This window comes from Companilactobacillus nantensis DSM 16982 (assembly GCF_001435815.1).
GTDB lineage: Bacteria > Bacillota > Bacilli > Lactobacillales > Lactobacillaceae > Companilactobacillus > Companilactobacillus nantensis.
The window spans coordinates 1-17,134 of the sequence record NZ_AZFV01000006.1 but is presented as its reverse complement, the minus strand read 5'-3'; the positions used below and the strand labels follow the sequence as shown (position 1 = coordinate 17,134).

The 17,134-nt window shown below is 33.9% G+C and carries 12 protein-coding genes and 1 other annotated feature; of the genes, 7 read left to right on the top strand and 5 right to left on the bottom strand.

Translation table 11 applies throughout. The features are described from left to right. The first annotated feature begins 71 nt into the window (after positions 1-71). From FD31_RS03595 to FD31_RS14370, 3 genes are read left to right on the top strand one after another with little or no spacing between them, the layout of a single operon-like run. Entirely contained in the window at positions 72-3,158 is a 3,087-nt protein-coding gene (locus FD31_RS03595; RefSeq protein WP_057891397.1) for a type I restriction endonuclease subunit R, read from the top strand. An 8-nt stretch (positions 3,159-3,166) separates the two neighbouring features. Beyond that, positions 3,167-4,816, top strand: a complete 1,650-nt coding sequence (locus tag FD31_RS03590) for a type I restriction-modification system subunit M (RefSeq protein WP_057891396.1) — start codon at positions 3,167-3,169, stop codon at positions 4,814-4,816. Continuing rightward, a complete protein-coding gene (locus FD31_RS14370; RefSeq protein ID WP_057891395.1) occupies positions 4,809-6,044 on the top strand; it encodes a restriction endonuclease subunit S in 1,236 nt (411 codons plus the stop codon). Before FD31_RS03590 ends, FD31_RS14370 begins: the two co-directional genes overlap by 8 nt. 13 nt (positions 6,045-6,057) lie before the next feature. On the opposite strand, the gene FD31_RS03580 is transcribed toward FD31_RS14370, so the two are convergent. From FD31_RS03580 to FD31_RS03565, 4 genes are all read right to left on the bottom strand, one after another. After that, the gene (locus tag FD31_RS03580; protein ID WP_057891394.1) at positions 6,058-6,984 is read right to left on the bottom strand and encodes a site-specific integrase; all 927 of its coding nucleotides are present in this window, start codon (positions 6,982-6,984) and stop codon (positions 6,058-6,060) included. A gap of 81 nt (positions 6,985-7,065) precedes the next feature. Then, the gene (locus FD31_RS03575) at positions 7,066-8,229 is read right to left on the bottom strand and encodes a restriction endonuclease subunit S (protein ID WP_057891393.1); all 1,164 of its coding nucleotides are present in this window, start codon (positions 8,227-8,229) and stop codon (positions 7,066-7,068) included. Positions 8,230-8,463: 234 nt separating this feature from the next. After that, positions 8,464-9,471 (bottom strand): aspartate--ammonia ligase, encoded by a 1,008-nt coding sequence (gene asnA, locus FD31_RS03570; RefSeq protein ID WP_057891392.1) that lies wholly within the window; start codon positions 9,469-9,471, stop codon positions 8,464-8,466. Between the two features lie 95 nt (positions 9,472-9,566). After that, positions 9,567-9,816, bottom strand: a binding site (T-box leader). Between the two features lie 115 nt (positions 9,817-9,931). Beyond that, complete coding sequence (locus FD31_RS03565; protein ID WP_057891391.1) at positions 9,932-10,417, bottom strand: GNAT family N-acetyltransferase; 486 nt, start codon at positions 10,415-10,417, stop codon at positions 9,932-9,934. A 112-nt stretch (positions 10,418-10,529) separates the two neighbouring features. Here FD31_RS03565 and FD31_RS03560 point away from each other — a divergent pair, with 112 nt between their 5' ends. Both FD31_RS03560 and FD31_RS03555 read left to right on the top strand, forming a co-directional pair. After that, a complete protein-coding gene (locus FD31_RS03560; protein ID WP_057891390.1) occupies positions 10,530-11,378 on the top strand; it encodes a LysR family transcriptional regulator in 849 nt (282 codons plus the stop codon). Positions 11,379-11,422: 44 nt separating this feature from the next. Further along, a complete protein-coding gene (locus FD31_RS03555; RefSeq protein ID WP_057891389.1) occupies positions 11,423-13,108 on the top strand; it encodes a glycosyltransferase family protein in 1,686 nt (561 codons plus the stop codon). A 27-nt stretch (positions 13,109-13,135) separates the two neighbouring features. Here FD31_RS03555 and FD31_RS03550 read toward each other — a convergent pair whose 3' ends face one another. After that, entirely contained in the window at positions 13,136-13,753 is a 618-nt protein-coding gene (locus tag FD31_RS03550) for a LysE/ArgO family amino acid transporter (RefSeq protein WP_057891388.1), read from the bottom strand. Between the two features lie 125 nt (positions 13,754-13,878). Between FD31_RS03550 and FD31_RS03545 the strand changes: the two genes are divergently transcribed. Beyond that, positions 13,879-15,327 (top strand): aminotransferase-like domain-containing protein, encoded by a 1,449-nt coding sequence (locus tag FD31_RS03545; RefSeq protein WP_057891387.1) that lies wholly within the window; start codon positions 13,879-13,881, stop codon positions 15,325-15,327. A gap of 224 nt (positions 15,328-15,551) precedes the next feature. Further along, the coding region (locus FD31_RS03540) for a hypothetical protein (RefSeq protein ID WP_157049140.1) at positions 15,552-17,134 on the top strand (1,583 nt) is incomplete at its 3' end.

Genomic DNA, 17,134 nt, shown 5'->3' with positions numbered 1-17,134 from the left:
TTACAGTAACTAAACGACAAATATATATAAATTTGTGTTTAGGCTAATTTACAGTTATTCGGGGGAATATCATGAGTTTGGAGACTAATGAATTGGCTTTTGAAAATAATTTGATTGATTATTTGGTCAACCTAGGTGGAACAAAACAATGGGATTATTTGCCGGAAATAAAAACTACTGATGATTTATGGAGAAATTTCAAAAATATTGTTGAACAACATAATCAAGATCGACTAGATGGTAAATTATCCGATGCAGAATTTAAACAAATAAAAGTTATCATTGGACAGCTAGAGACTCCGTATCAGGCTGGTCAATTTCTATATGGTATGAATGGTATATCACAAGTAGAAGTTGATTTGGATAATGGTAAACATGTATATTTAAAAATATTTGATCAAGATAACATTGGAGCCGGAGATACAATTTATCAAATTGTAAATCAGATTGAAAGACCAGCAATTATTCCAGGAAGAAAAGCTCGGAGATTTGATACGACGTTATTGATTAATGGATTACCAATCATTCAAATAGAGGAAAAAGCGGACGGTCATGATGCTAAAGAAGCGTTAAACCAAATGCACCAATATATTGAAGAAAATCAGTATTCAGATATTTTTTCGACACTGCAAATATTAGTTGCAATTACACCACACGATAGTCGATATATGGCAAATTCAACTGCAGATAAATTTAATACCGATTTTGCTTTTCGTTGGCAAAGGGCTGATGATAATAAACCGGTTTTTGACTGGAGAGAATTTGCCAATAATATGTTGTCAATTCCAATGTCACACCAAATGGCAACAAACTATATGATTTTGGATGGTACTCCAAAACATCAAATGATTAAGGTAATGCGTCCGTATCAAGTTTATGCAACTCAAAAAGTTATCAGAAAGATCAGACAACATACTTTTGGAATTGATGATCAGGGCGTGGGATACGTTTGGCATACAACTGGTTCTGGTAAAACAATTAGTTCCTTTAAAGCTGCATGGTTAGCTTCAAGATTACCTAATGTAGATAAAGTAGTTTTCTTGGTAGACCGTGTTGCATTAACGAATCAAACAGTTGATGAATATAAAGCGTATGATCCTGAAAACACTGAAGAAAGTAATGGTGGCGTTGTAACTGATACAAGTAATCGGTGGGTTTTGGAAAGAAAACTTAACAAAAAAGGTAACGGAATTATTGTTACTTCTACTCAAAAGATGGACTCAATGGTTAGAAGTAGTAATTTTAGTCCAGTTAATAAAAATGTAGTTTTTATTGTCGATGAGGCACACCGATCAACTTCTGGTGATATGTTAAAACGAATCAAAGATGGTTTTAGAAAATCAGCTTGGATTGGTTATACTGGTACACCAGTTTTTGATACACATCCAACAACTAGAGAAGTTTTTGGTGATTTAATTCATGCTTATACAATTAGAGATGCGATTGCAGATGGAAATGTTTTAGGATTTAAAGTAGATTTTGAAACAACTTTATCTGATTCAGTTCTAAGAGACCAGTATCTGCCGGCCTATTTTAAAGCCTGCTATCCATCAATGTCTGAGCAAGATATTGAAATGCGTATTGATAATATGGCTGATGAAGATATGGATGATACAGTAGAGCCTTCCGTTTACGACAATAATCCTAAACATATTGAATTAGTGGTTAAGGATATTATTAAAAATTGGAATAAGCGTTCCCGTAATGGTGAGTATAATGCTTTGTTTACGACTCATGTAGGTGGTGGCAAGGCATCAACTCCTATGGCAATGGCATATTATGAGGAATTTAAAAAGCAGAACGCCAATTTGGAAAAGCCATTACGAGTTGGTATCACATTTAGTCAAGATACATCTAATAGTGATAAACAATTGAAAAATAATGAATCACTACGTGAAATTATGAATGACTATAATGAAGCGTTTGGTACTAACTTTGATGATACACAGGTGAAGGAATATACGGCTCAAGTTGTGGCCAGATTGAATCGAACAATTGATGATGGTAAGTATTTTGATATTGTCATTGTTGTTGATCAATTATTGACCGGATTTAATGCTCCGCAGATGAATACTTTATATGTTGATAGAACGTTACAGGGGGCAGCCTTAATTCAAGCATACTCAAGAACTAATCGTGTTTATGATATGCAGACTAAACCTTTCGGGCGTATTGTTAATTATCGTTGGCCACATCACACTGAAATATTAATGAAGAAAGCTTTGGCCAAGTATGCTAATCGAGACTCTGCCAATATTCAATTGGAATTTCCAGTTCCACCTGAAGAAGTAATTATTCCGCCAGTGGAAGAAACAATAAAGGAATTGAAGGATGTTGTTGTACAATTAGCAAATTATTCTGATGATTTTAACAGAGTCCCTGATGACGATAATAAAGTAAAAGAAATGTACTCTAGCTTGCGAAAATATAATCATCTGATGTCGATGATAAAGCAAGATGATAGTTATAATGAGGAACATCCAGAAGAATTGTTGAAAAAAGTTGGTATGACTGTTGATACTGAAGAAGTTTTAACAACAACTTTGAAAAACGAAGTTAAACAAAAGATTGCCATCATGGATCATGTTGATATTTCGCAAGTTGACTTACAAATGGAGCACGTGAAAGCAATACGAGTGAACTACGACTACCTTGAAGAACTAATTGCTGATTTGATGAATCAGTATCATGACGATGACTTAGATTCAGCTAATAAAACGGCTACTGAAATTAAGAATATTTCTGATAAGGTCGATGACCGTAAGTATGCTGAACAAATTAACCAATTTACTAAAGATGTTTTGAATGGCGATGTGTCAGTTAATAACTATCCAGTTAATCAAAAAGATATTAAGGGTCTGGTATCTAGTCACAATGATATGAGATTGAGAAATGAGATTTTTGATTATAAAAAGGATTGGGGTCTAGCAGATATTGATTCATCCCAAAAGATAAATAAGATTGTTTTAAGCCACATTAAAAATGCTGATGATTTGAATATTAATGGCGTCCTAGACGAAATTGTTAAAGAAGGAACAACCGTTTATACAACAGATGCCGAATCATCAAGAGTTAAGAAATTATCCAAAATTAAATATAGAACCCATTTGAGAAGAAGTTTTAAAGAATTTGCTGATCAAATGGTAGAGAAGTACTAGGAGAAATTATGAGTAAAGCGCAAGAGATTACTAGCCAAATTTGGGAGATGGCCAACCGTCTTCGTAGCAATATGGATGCCAGTGAGTATAGAAATTATATTTTGGGATTTATGTTTTATCGTTACTTGTCAGAACATCAAGAAGAACGAATGGTACAAAATGATTTGTTAGATATCGCTGACGGCCAAAGTGTGAATGAGGCATATGCTGAACAAGCTGGTGGGGATGATTTAAGTGATTATCTGGAAGAATTGGCAGATTCATTAGGATACGCCATTGCACCACAATACACATGGCAAACTATTGTTGATAAAGTTAATAACAATTCTATTGCACCATCTGATTTTCAAGATATGTTGGATGATTTTAATCATAATGTTGACTTAAATACAAATGCTAAGCAGGATTTCCACGGTGTATTTGCAGATATGAATTTAGGAAATTCTCGTTTAGGTCAAACAACTGCCGCACGTGCTAAAGCTTTGACAGAAATTGTTAATTTGGTTGATGAAGTTGAGTATAAAGACGACGATGGTCACGATATTTTAGGTGATATTTATGAATACTTAATTGCTCAATTTGCAGGTAATTCTGGTAAAAAAGCTGGCGAGTTTTATACACCTCACCAAGTATCGGAAGTTTTAGCAAAATTAGTGGCTCAAGGATTAGACCCTAAAGAAGATAAACCAAGTGTTTATGATTTTGCATGTGGTTCCGGTTCGTTGTTGCTAACTGTTCAAGAGCAAATCAAGAATCGTCGGTTATTTTATTATGGTCAAGAATTGAATACGACAACATATAATTTGGCTCGAATGAATTTGATGATGCATGATGTTTCCTATATGAATATGGATTTGCGTAATGCTGATACTTTGGAAAGTGACTGGCCTGATGGGATTGATGCTCAAGGTGTCGACCATCCAAGAAGCTTTGATATGGTTGTGGCAAACCCTCCATATTCTGCCCATTGGGATAACAATGATAATAAAATGAAAGATTCCCGTTTCAAGGATTATGGTGGATTAGCACCTAAAACAAAGGCTGATTATGCATTCTTATTACATGGCTTGTATCATTTGAGTTCAAAAGGGACAATGGCTATTGTTTTGCCTCACGGAGTTTTGTTCCGAGGAGCTAAAGAAGAAAAAATTCGTCGAGCACTTTTAGATAAAAATCAAATCGATGCAATTATTGGTTTGCCAGCTGGATTGTTCTATTCAACTGGAATCCCAACGGTTGTTATGGTATTAAAGAAGAATAAAACTAACAAAGATGTTTTATTCATTGATGCAAGTGATAACTTTGAAAAAGGGAAGAATCAAAATATTCTTCGAGCAGAAGATATTGATAAAATTATGGATGCTTACAATGAACGTAAAGATGTTGATAAGTATGCTCATGTTGCCGATTTCAAAGAAATTGAAGAAAATGATTATAATTTAAATATTCCAAGATATGTTGATACCTTTGAACCTGAACCAGAAATTGATCTTGGAGAAATAACAAAAGAAATAAAAGAAAATAATAAAAAAATTGAAGAAAATAAAAAGGAGTTACTTTCAATGATGAAAGAACTCACTTCTTCGGATGAGAAAACGATGAATGATCTCAATGATTTTATTTCAATGTTGGATGATGAGGTGAACCATAATGGATAAACGTGTACCTGAAGTGCGGTTTAAAGGGTTTACTGATGATTGGGAACAGCAAAAATCTAATAAGATATTTAAACCTTTATCAAAAAAAGGGTTTGAAAAATTACCTGTATTATCAGTAACCCAAGATGATGGAGTAATTAAAAGATCCGATTTAAACATGGATATAAAATATACAACAGCATCATTACATAATTATAAATTAATTGAACCACATAACTTCGTTATTAGTCTAAGATCATTTCAAGGTGGTTTTGAATTATCTGACATAACAGGAGTTGTGAGTCCTGCGTATACAATATTTTCATTTAAAGAAAACAATAATCAGGACGAACTGTTTTGGAAATATAAATTTAAAACTCATAACTTTATTCAATCTCTAAAAACAATAACTTTTGGTATTAGAGATGGTAAATCTATAAGCTTTTCAGAGTTTAAAAGTCTACCACTTGTATTCCCCAATAATAAAAAGGAACAAAAAGAAATAGGCAAATCTTTTATAATATTAGAAAAAATGATAATGCTGGAACGTGAAAAACTGAATCTGTACGAAAGTTTAAAGAAATACATGTTACAGAACCTATTCCCAACTATTGAGGAAAGAAAGTCCAATCTTATTTTCACCTCATCCAATACCACTTGGAAACAATATTATCTTTTTGATGTTATCAATAAGATAATAGATTTTAGGGGATTAACTCCAAAAAAATTAGGACTTGATTGGAGTAAAGATGGAATATTGGCATTATCAGCACTAAACGTTAAAAATAATTACATTGATAAGGATATAAATATACATTATGGAAATGAGTTACTTTATAGTAAATGGATGAAAGACACTCATTTACATAAAGGACAAGTTTTAATGACAACTGAAGCTCCAATGGGTAATGTTGCACAGGTTCCAGACAAAAATAAATATATATTAAGTCAGCGTGTTATTGCATTTGATACTAATGAACAAAAAATAACAGACGACTTTCTAGCAATAACGTTGCATACAACGAGAGTTTTTAATGATTTATTATCATTGTCCAGTGGAGGAACTGCAAAGGGAGTGAGCCAAAGATCTTTATCACAATTAAAAATCAATATTCCATCCAATATTGATTATCAAAATGATATTAGTGACTACTATAAATTGTTGAATAAAAAAATAAGTGAGACCCAATCACACTTACACTCATATAAAATGTTGAAAAAATATTTTCTTCAAAAATTATTTTTGTAATCCGTTTTATACACTATAGCAGTTTAGACATCTGAAACATTATTTTTTCATTGTCCTGTGTCTGTAGCTCTTGAATAATATGCAAGTATGTACTTTGAGTAGTGGTTATATTAGCGTGTCCCAATCTCTGAGCAACACTTGCAATCGACACTCCTGCAAACAAAAGTAAGGATGCATGAGTGTGTCTGAGTCCATGAACTGTAATTATTGGAATATTAGCATTTTTACATAGAACCTCAAGCCGTTTATTAACTGTTGAATTAAAAATACGTTGATTTACAAAAATTGGTTTATCTACTGGTGTGCTATTTATCATTTTTGAAAATTGCATTGCTAACTGCCAATCAATTTGTATTTTTCTGACCGATGATGAGTTTTTGGTTGGTTGAAATCCGCCAGTTGTGGAACGATAATTCCAAGTCTTATTAATATTTAACAATTGCTTAGTAAAATCAAAATCTTTGGGTGTTAAGGCAAGAGCTTCTGCAAACCTTAATCCAGTTTTTGCTACCAATAAGATATACCAATCCCAATTTATTTCCGAGTCGAGATTTAGTTGCTTAACAAGTTGTTGTAGTTCATATTCATTCAAAAACTTCGGTTTCTTTTCAGCAGGTTGCTTACCTTTGATGATTATTTTTCGTGTAGGATTTTGTTCAATTAATCCTTCATCCATAGCATCTAAAATAGCACCCTTTATTTGATGATGAAAATCTTTCGTGGTTTGTTTCTCATGTTCTAATGCGTAATTATTAATAAGTTCCTGGTAACTTCGCCTTGTTAAATCGCATAGTCTTAAATTGGGAGCTAACTTTATGATCCATTTCAAACTCATATAATATTTGTTCAAAGTAATGGTTCTAATTGCATTGACCTTATACAGATTAATCCACTCTTCATAATACTCATGGAATAATTGTGTCGATTTATTTTTAGACATAAAAAACCTCCGAATTATTTTTTTGACATTTGTTGTCAAAATCATTATCCGGAAGTTTTTTTATTTATGCAGGGTTAAATGTTAAATAAATAATTTTTGAAGATAATATTTTTTTATCTTTTCGTACATAATAATTTTTTCTCGATAAAAATCAATAGTTTGGTTTAGTTTTGAAATCAGTCGTCCTACCTCTAACTGCTCAACATAGCTTGGAACATATATTTGAAACTTGCTGAATTGCTTCTTATTGATAATTGCTGTAGCGGTCTTTCCCGCCAAAGATGCAAATTTTCCAGAATGAAAGTTCATAGATTCAAGAATAAAGTTTGCATTATTACCTTTTGGAACAATTGCATTAATTTGTTGATTAAATGCCGCTGGAATGGTGTTGATTGTATTTTTTCCAATTGAAGCTATGCTCGTAATTAACACAGATTGAGCAGGTACAGTTCGTGCCTCCTTCCAACCACGTTCGGTTAAATGTTTCTTAGAACTATTTGTCCGTAATTTTACGATATCTGAGGGAGTAATCCAAACATATCCATTAGCATTGATACTCCAAAAATCATGTTGGTTTGTGGAGGGAGTGTTCCCAGTATATATTTCACCAAGATCAGAAAGCTTATGCTGTTCCCAATCTTCGTGAAAATCAGCAATTCTCACAGCGGGAACACTTTCCCCATCTGAAGGAAAAAGATTCTGTAACATGTACTTCTTTATCCCTTCGTACAGTAATAATTGTTTTTCTTGCGTATTTATTAAATCATTAAGACTGTTTAGTATAGATCCTATTTTTTTCTGTTCACTAATTTGTAATGGAATATCCAAAAAGCGATTCTCCATATTTTCTTTTGTTATATGTACCATTGTTGATCCATTTAAATCTTTTTTTAGATTTTCTTTATCTAATTTTAACCAATAGAAAATATATTTCTTGTCAAGACTGTCTGTTTTAAATTGAATTTTCCAAATATGATAATGAAATATTACTTTTGTAGATTTCCATAATTCGGGTCCAAAATTTGTTGCCCACAGATAAAGTAAATCTCCATTCTCCGCATACTTATCGTCTGGAAGTTCCAAATTCGAATAATACCAACGTGTATTTGTATTAAAATTTCCTACTCGCAATACCTTATACTTTCCTTCGTCCAGTAATTCTGATTGTTTAAAAGCACGTCCGTTAATGAGATTTAAATATTCTCCTAACTTATGCTGTTCCCAATCGATGTAAGTGATAAACATCTATAGGTTCAGGATAAATATAATCAATAAAAATAATATTTTATTGATAGGATCCTATTATTATTTAATGAAGAATACTATGCTTCTGTGTACATATGCTATTTCGTTGTCTAAGGAATTTCTGTGAGTTTGTATTGATTTTTTTATAAAAGGATATTTAAAAATGGTCCTATATTCTGAACGAACAGAGTATAGGACCATTATTTGTATGTAGGGGGGGAGAATCAACAATCTTTATAGCAAATGAATACCATTTTCATCACATTTCTTACGTAAATCTTCAGGCCAAACGGCAGCTTGCACTTCACCAACGTGAGCTTTACCGAGCAATAACATACATAGACGTGATTGTCCGATACCACCACCGATTGTATATGGTAGTTCGCCAGCTAGTAACATCTTATGGAATGGCAATGAAGCACGATCTTCGGCGTGAGCCATCTTCAATTGTTCTTTCATTGATTCTTCACTGACACGGATACCCATACTTGAGATTTCCAAAGCTTTTTGTAGGGGTTCATACCAGAATAAGATATCTCCGTTTAGTTTCCAGTCATCATAATCAGGGGCACGGCCATCATGACGTTTGCCACTCTTCATAGGTCCACCGATTTGCATTAGGAAGACACAACCAAGTTCTTTACAAATAGCATCTTCACGTTCTTTAGGTGTCTTGTCAGGCCAGCGGTCTTCGAGTTCTTGAGTTGTTACAAAGTGAATTTCGTCTGGTAAATGATGAACAGCCTTAGGGAATTTGTACCAAACTTCGTGTTCCATATGTTTGATAACTTTGAAAATTTGACGGACAGTGCTTTCCAAAGTTGCAGTTGTACGTTCATCTTTAGCAATGATTTTTTCCCAATCCCATTGATCAACGTAGATTGAGTGAATGTTATCAAGATCTTCATCTTTTCTGATAGCGTTCATGTTAGTGTAAATACCTTCATGCATGTCGAATTGGTAACGTTTCAAAGCTAGACGTTTCCATTTAGCCAATGAGTGAACGATTTCGATTGTTTCACCAGGGATACCTTTCATAGTAAAGGAAACAGGGGATTCAACACCGTTAAGGTTATCGTTCAAACCAGTGCCTTTTTCGACCATCATTGGTGCTGATAGACGTGATAAATTTAATTCTTTACCAAATTCATCTTGAAATGTTTCACGAATGTATTGGATAGCTTTTTGTGTCTCTTTGACAGATAGTTTTGGGTCGTAGTCCTTAGGTATAATCAAATCCATAATAATTTCCTCCATAGTGTCGATCAATCGATCGGTTTTAATTGAATAAATGCAAAATAAAAAAAGTCTTTCATTCCAGTTATTAACTTAATAATAACTGGGACGAAAGACTTTTCGCGGTACCACCCAAGTTGCCCATATAAAAATAGACCACCTCAATAAGAGCACTAACATGCTCCACCGATGGTAACGTACCGGTTAACGTCTGAACTTACTCTGATTACTCATTTTAGCCAGAAACATAAGAAAGTGTTATTCGGATAATCCATTTACTAATTGGGTTCTCACCATTCCCAACTCACTGTTAGTGTGGAAAATCTTACTCTTCTTTCTCGTCGTTTTTATCTTGTGACACTTATATTAGCATGTTTTTCTAAAAAGTAAATAATAAAATTTGAAAATTATTAATTTTTATATAATTTCTTAGATTGCCTTTAATGTAAGAAAAAGTGAAAAATTATTATAAAAATAACTCGTAAAGTCGTGAGTTTCTGTCGGGATAAGGATAACTAGCATTGAAATTCTGGGGTTCGACTTGTTTGAAACCTTGTTTTTCGTAGAAATAGTGAGATCTAGTTTCTCCCTCAGGAGTATCTAAAACTAATCGTTGGAAGTTATGATCCTTTGCGAATGAAAGTAGTTGCTGATATAACCTGGCACCTAAACGATTTGGTTGTCCGCGGAACTGTGGATAAGTGAAGAATTTTTTAAGAACTGCTGTCTGATTGTCGAGTGGTAATAGTGCAATTGAACCAACAACTTGATTATTTTCTAAAGCAATCCAGAAATTACCACCTTTTTCTTGATAGTAGTCGTCAATTTGGAAAATATCATCCTGTTCAGCCATTTTAATATTGAGTTTAGCTTCGATATTTTGACAGTAATTAATTAGATCAACTAGTTGGGCGAGATGGTGGGGATTGTTTTGATAAGTGGTTATTTGCATGGGAAAGCCTCATTTCTTGAACATTGATTTTATTGTAACTAATCAATATCTATATGTATAATTGATAGTATCAATATTAATTATCAATAAAAATGATAGATAGGGTAAACTGATGGATTTTCGTGAATTAACAACCTTCAAAACTATTTCAGAAACGCGTAATTTTTCGAAAGCAGCTGATATTTTGGGCTATACGCAATCAACTGTTTCGATGCAAATTAAAAATTTAGAAGCAGAATTAGGAACAAAATTATTCGAATATAAAAAACGCCAAGTAAGCATAACTGATGCTGGATTGCAGTTATTACCAATGGTCGACAAGACTTTGGATAATTTTTCGGATATTAAAAAATGGAATCAAACTGCGGAGACAGGAATTTTGAAAGTTGCTGCGCCAGAATCTTTGACGATTTCAGTCATAGCGCCTAAATTACAACAGTTTCAGGCGATGTATCCACAAGTTCAATTGGAATTGCAAAATGCGACTTGTTTACATAATGAAGAATTATTGTTGCGAAGTGACGTCGATATAGCTTTGATGATGTGGCCAAGCAAACCTAGCAAACGCTTGATTGATCATGATTTGGGAGAACAACGTATGGTATTAGTTAATTCGAAAAAGCAAACTTTTCAACAAATTTTGAATGATAATCAGGCAACTTTTGTTATCAATGAACCGGAATGTAGTTATCGCAACCAATTTGAAACGGCTGTTTGGCAACAACATCAACGTCAATTCAAGACGGTCAGTTTACCAAGCATTGCGTCAATTAAGTCAATCGTGATTGGTGGATTGGGATTTAGTTATTTACCTTTGGAAATGGTTAAAACAGAAGTTGAACAAGGACAACTCTTTGTTATTAAGACGGACATCGTTAATCATGTCCATGGACATTTATTGACCCGCAACTATAAATACAAATCGAATTTAATTTCTGATTTTGTGAACATATTCAAATAACTTATAATATAAAATAAAGTTTGATATACCAAATGGGGGTAGTTATGAAAAGACTAAATACGACCCATAAGTCACGAATATTAATGATTTTATTGGGGTATTTTATCGTTGCCAGCGTTATGTATCTCGTTTTTCAAAACAAGAGTATTTGGTATGGTGACGACATTTATTATCAATTTCAACGGATTCAGGGTATTAGTAAATCGTTAAAAGAGGGACTATTCCCGTCTATTTCAACGATAAATTTTGGGAAAATTGGCTATGCGGTTAATATCTTTTACCCGTGGATGACTTTGTTGCCATTTGGAATCGTTTCGTTATTTAACAGTAATCCGATATCTGCCTTTTACATGGGGCTGTTTGTTTACTTTTTAGCATCTCTGTTGATCAGTCATTATTCAATGTATGAGTTTTCGGGTTCACACATTCAAGCGGTAGTTTTTACACTGATTTATAATTTTAGTACGTATCGGTTGATTGATTTGTTGAGTCGGGCAGCGTTGGCGGAGTACATTGCGACAATCTTTTTGCCACTTTGTTTTTTAGGCTTTTATGAAACATTTTTTAGAAATTATCATAAATGGTATTTGTTTGCGTTAGGTTTTGGAGCCATTATTTTGACCCATGTGTTGACGACTTTCATGACTATTTTGATCTTTATTGTTTTCATATTATTGAATTTTATGAAAATCAAACCATTTAAAGAACATGCAGTGGCTTTGATTAAAGCTGTTGTAACAACGATTCTGTTAACATTACTTTATACAGTGCCATTTATTTTAGAGGAATTATTTCAAAGATTTCCTAAACCCGATCCTCAAATATTAAAGGGATTGGAGTTAGCAAAGTTTCTCAAGGTTACTTTACAAAGTAATGCTAGTCGGTTTGTTGAAGGTAATCTTTATAATCCAGGTTTGATCGTATTGTTGATTCTGATAGCAGGAATATTTTATTTTAAAAAGTTTAATCGTTTGAATAAACAGATTTATGTAATAGGATTAGCAATATTTTTAATTTCTACGAATTTATTTCCTTGGCATATTTTACAAAATACACCAATCAGTGTGATTCAGTATCCTTATCGATTACTGATTTTTGCCAGTTTATTCGCAGCTGTCACTGGTTCGTGGATTGTTAAGAATATCGTGCAAAAGGATGACCAAGAACGTCAATGGTTGGTTGTGGCACTGTGTGGAGTCTTGATGTTTGGAATTTGGTTTGGCTCATTCAAAATGGCAACAACTAATTCGATGATTTCTGATCCGAAAGGTATGATTGATAGTTCAATGATTAAGGAAGACCGCATTCCGGATTCTTATTTGAATCAGTATGTGCCTAAGGAAACATTAAATTATTTATCTTCGGTCACAGAACATCAAATGTATGTTAATGAAAAAGTTATTACCGCATATCCTCGTGATGACCGTGATACTGGTGTGATGAATATTGAAAACTTGCGACAGGGTGATGATGTTAATTTACCAGTCATTCGGTACCGTTTGACGCGCGTGACGGTCAATGGTCAGTCAGTTCCGTTTTGGACAAGTACTCGAGGTACGATTGAATTTCATGCTAAACAAAATAGTCGTCATAATCGAATCGTAATTTCTTATGGAAGTAAGAAGTTATATGCGGGATTATTTTGTTTAACAGTTATTGGGTTTTTGATAATTTGGATAGATATCTTTATTCAACGAAGGTTAAAGATGATTGAAAAATTAAGTATATAAAAAAAGAAGCCGATTTAGGCTTCTTTTTTAGTGGATGAGTAAAGTAATAAAATTAAATAACAATTTACCACCATATAAAATAATGATTACACCACAAACTAAGTTAATAATTCGTAAAACCTTAGCATTAAATTTATCTTTGAATTTAGTCACGATAGCATTTAATAAGATGAACCAAAGTGCTGAAGCAATTCCTACACCCGCAATAAAAATTGGATAACTATAATTAGGCAGTGTGACTTGGAAAGCGCCCAACATCATTGAACCGTCGATAATTGCTTGTGGATTGAACCAAATTACGACAAATGCCGAAGTAACAGTTTTAAAAATAGTCATTTCGGGATCAGCTTCTGCACTGATATCCGTTGTCTGGGAGCGCAGTAAATTGATTCCCATATAAATGACGATTAAACTACCAACCAATAAAATAATCAGTTGGAGCCACTCAAATTTTTTCATAACTGCACCGATGCCGAAGAAACAGGCGAAGGCTAGTGATACATCAAAAATGATAATGATTAATGTTGTTAAAAATGATTTGCGACGTGTTTGCGTTAATGCCGCATTGATGACGAACAGATTTGCCAGACCGATTGGAGCATCGTAAGCAATCCCCATTGTTAACCCTTGTAAAAAGAAATTCATGATTAGTCCCCTTTACCAACCAAATAATGTGTTATATATTGACTACAATAACGATTATATCGGTAGCTAAGTAAGATGTAACCAACCAAAAATAAACTTTTGACCCAACCAAAGAGGTGTTCATTATGAAACGAGTTCGTCCCATTCAGATTGATTGGAAACCAAATAAGCAGATTACCGTGCCAGTTTATCGACAAATTGTGCAATATATTTGTGATAAAGTGGCGAATGGTGAGTGGACGATTGGTTCGAGATTACCGTCACAACGGGCTTTGGCTGAAGCTTTTGCCGTGAATCGGAGTACCATTTTTACAGCAATTGATGAGTTAACTTCTTATGGAATCATTGCAGGTAAATCAGGAGCTGGAACTCAAATTGTCAGTAACACATGGTCTTTGATGTTGCCAACCAAACCAAGTTGGAAAAAATTAATTTCATCAGGTTCATTGCAGGAAAATAACCGACGGATGCAACAAATTAACCGATTGGAATTTGCCCCAGATATTATTCGATTGGGAACGGGTGAACTGGATCCAAGACTGTTTCCGCAGAAAATGTGGACTGAGGTTTTACAAAAGATGAGCGTTGAAATAACGTCTTTAGGATATGCGGAACCGTTGGGAATTATGGAGTTGCGACAAGCTATCGTTGAACATATGCGACAGTTTGGTATCAATGTTTCTGCAAATAATGTTTTAGTAACTTCCGGGGCATTACAAGGCTTACAGTTAATCGCCTCTTGTATGTTGGAAGAAGGCAGCACGGTGTTTACGGAAGCACCAACATATTTAAAATCACTTCAAATGTTTCAATCAGCAGGTTTAAATTTGAAAGGTATTCCGATGGATCATGATGGACTGGAATATTGGCAAATGAAAAAGAAGTTGCATCCTACCGAACCATCGATTTTGTATACAATTCCAACTAATCAAAATCCGACTGGTATCACGATGAGCAATACTCGTCGTAAGGAGTTAATGGACTTTTGTATTAAAAATCGTCTGCCAATTATTGAAGATGGTGCTTATCAGGAATTGTGTTTTGATGATGAATTGGCATTGCCTTTGAAAGCGATTGATGAGAACGGGATGGTGATGTATTTAGGCAGTGCATCGAAGACGTTGGCACCAGGTTTGAGAATTGGCTGGGTAATTGCATCGGAACCAGTTATTCAACGCCTAGGGGATGCTAAGATGCAAATGGACTATGGAGCTAGTTCATTGTCGCAGTTAGTCTTTGCAGAATTTTTGAATAGTGGTAAGTATGGTTGCTATTTAGCCGATTTGAAACAAATCTTAAAGGAACGACGTGATAATGCGTTGGAAATTTTGGCAAAGGATTTTCGAGATATTGCGACTTGGGATGTGCCAATTGGCGGATTTTATATTTGGCTGACGTTTAATGATGGCGTTGAGGTTGATGATTTGTTTGAGAAGGCATTAGCAAAGGGGATTCTGTTAAATCCGGGTGATATTTATGATTTTAAGCATAATCGATCGTTACGATTATCTTTTGCTTATGTGACTTGTGAGGAATTTACTGAAGCAATGAGAAGTATGAGAAGGATAATTTGAAATTTTGAAAATTTTAATTTAGAAATGTAAAGCCAGTTAATTAGTGATAATTAACTGGCTTTTAAGCGTTTAAGGAGTATTTTCTTGAAAAAGTGATGTAATTATATAGCTATTTTTCTGAAACTTTACATTCTATTTACATGAAATCCACAATAAATCTACAACTTGTCTATATGATGATTAAGTTATAACTTATGAAAATCATTAGGAGAAATTTTAAATTTATGAAAAGAAGTAAATCACTCGTTGTTACGAGCTTATTATTTAGTACTATGATCTTGAACCCAAGTGTTATTCAAGGCGTAATTGTCCAAGCTGATGCTGCTAATCAAGCACAGGTTGCGGACGCAAAAGATTCTCAAAATGCCAATGCTGAACAAGCTAAGGAAGAAATTAATAATCTTACTTCAGCTGTCACAACAACAACTAAAAAAATTGTTATTAAATACGCTGATTCTAAAAATAACTCTAATAAGATTCCAGAATCATCAATGAATGTAGATAAAAATGCTAAAAGTATTCTTGGGAAAGACATTCCTATGCCAGAAGGTTATGAATACGATGGAGCAAGTTCTGATGTTAAGATTAAATCTAATAAATTTGTATTTGTTAAAGTTAAGAAAGTAACTCAAGAACAACCGCATGAAGTTGCTAAATCTGATATCGTCGTTAAATATGTTAACGATACAAACGCCAATAACAAGATTGCCGATGGTGTAGTCAAAGATATTCCCGTTAACGCAACATCTGTCGAAGCTCAACAAGTAACAACACCTGAAGGCTACAAGTTGGTAGAAGGTCAAAAGTTTGTTGTTAGTTATGGCAAAGTTATTGTCCATGTAGTGGCTGACAAGCCAGCTGAAGAAACAAAAGAAATTACAGTTAAATATCTTGATTCAACTAATAACTCAAAGAAATTTTCTGACGGCAAAATGACTGTTGCCAAGAACACACGTAAAGTTGCCAGAGAAACAGTACCGTTACCAGATGGGTATGAAATCAGTGCTCGTCGATTGATCTCTATTAGAAAAGGTCATATTTTAGCTCATATTAAACCAATTGGCTGGAACAATAATCATGAAGTTGCTAAGTCAGATATCACTGTTAAGTATGTTAATGATAAAAATATTAATGATAAGATTGCTAGTAGTGTAATCAAAGATATTCCAATGAATGCAACGTCCATAACGGCTGAGCAGGTATCAGTACCAAAGGGTTACAAGTTAGTAGCGGATCAAAACTTTACAGTTAGTTATGCGAAAGTGACAGTTCACTTGGTACCAGTCGAAGAAACAAAAGAAATTACAATTAAATATCTAGATTCAACAAATAATATGAACAAACTTGCTGATGGTAAGATGACTGTCGCTAAGAATGCTAAGAAAGTTGCCGGAGAAACAGTACCATTGCCAGAAGGTTATGAAATCAGTGCTCGCCGATTGATAGGTATTAAAAATGGACATATTTTGGCACACGTTAAACCAATTGGTTGGAACAACGGACATGAAGTGGCTAAATCAGATATCACCGTTAAGTATGTTAACGACAAAAATGCTAATGATAAAATTTCTAACAGCATAATCAAAGATATTCCAATGAACGCAACATCTGTAAAAGCTGAACAAGTGTCAGTACCAAAGGGTTACAAGCTAGTAGCAGGTCAAAATTTTGCAGTTAGTTATGCGAAAGTAACAGTTCACTTGGTACCAGCTGAAGAAACAAAAGAGATTACAATTAAATATCTAGACTCAACTAACAACATGAACAAAATTGCTGACGGCAAAATGACTGTCGCTAAGAATGCTAA